This window comes from Anaerostipes sp. (genome assembly GCF_018381315.1).
Taxonomy (GTDB): domain Bacteria; phylum Bacillota; class Clostridia; order Lachnospirales; family Lachnospiraceae; genus Anaerostipes.
The window spans coordinates 1-1,028 of sequence record NZ_JAGZSD010000062.1 but is presented as its reverse complement, the minus strand read 5'-3'; the positions used below and the strand labels follow the sequence as shown (position 1 = coordinate 1,028).

The following is a 1,028-nucleotide window of genomic DNA, read 5'->3' as shown; positions in this document are numbered from 1 at the left end:
CGTTTCCGAAGGGGCGACGCTAACTATTCCGAAGGAAGTGCCGCTGAAGATTGAAAAGAGTGAAGAAATATCCTGTTTGACCAACCACGGCACCCTGATCAACAACAGCACCGTTTCACTGCCCGATGCCACGCCTGCTGATATAAAGGGGCTGCGCCTGACCGGCTCCGGTCTGGTACAGGTGCCAAGCGGTACGAGCATTACATACTACACCAATGAGGGGGTGGAGCTTGGGAATCACAAGATGGAGAATCTTGACCTGAGCAGTGCCGACGCAGATCAGGGCGATCTGAAAATCGACGGCTACCACTGGGACAATGCGGACCGAACGCTGACCCTGAACGGTCTGGCGCTGACCGGAACGCTGACCCTGCCGGATGCAAGCGGCGGGGAAATCAAAATCGTTATGAGCAAGGAGAGCCTTGTAAACTCGGTTTCTGTAAGCGGCAGCTATCGTCCAACAGTGCATATCACCGGCTCCGCACCGCTGACTGTCCAAAGCATAAGCGGCGATATGAGCCTCACCGTGGCACAGGGCGCGGTGCTGAACGCCATGGAGCGCATCAACATCGGATCCTCCGGCAACGCGGATTCCATTATCACCGTCAACGGCACGCTGACGGTCAAGGGCGATAGCGGCATCCGCTGCGGACAGATGGTCACTGGCGCTGATGGCACGGTGAATATCTCCGGTGCGTGCGGCGTTGCGGTATTCGGCGTGAATGGCAGCTCCGGCACCGAGTATAAGGGCGCTTTCCAAATCGCAAACGGCGGCACCTTCACCGCCGACTGCACCGATTATAATGTGATGGTGTTTACCGGAGGTGCAGCGGTGACCAAAGAGAATGCAGAAACGTACCTTGTCCTTCCGGACAACTACCTGCCCGCGGGTCATTCCATTCGGGTGGTCACCGGTGAAAGCGGCGGTGATACACACTATGCCGTCACCGTGGCGCAGAAGGATGCGGATTTGACGCTGGTTTCGGAACACATCACCGGCGCGGGCGGAAAGATGGAATTGAAGTACC

General features: G+C 57.3%; 1 protein-coding gene. It reads left to right on the top strand.

All coding sequences use genetic code 11. The annotated features are described in order from the left end of the window. Window positions 1-1,028, top strand: a 1,028-nt coding sequence (locus KH180_RS16730) for a hypothetical protein (protein WP_290762538.1), incomplete at both ends; no start/stop codon positions are given.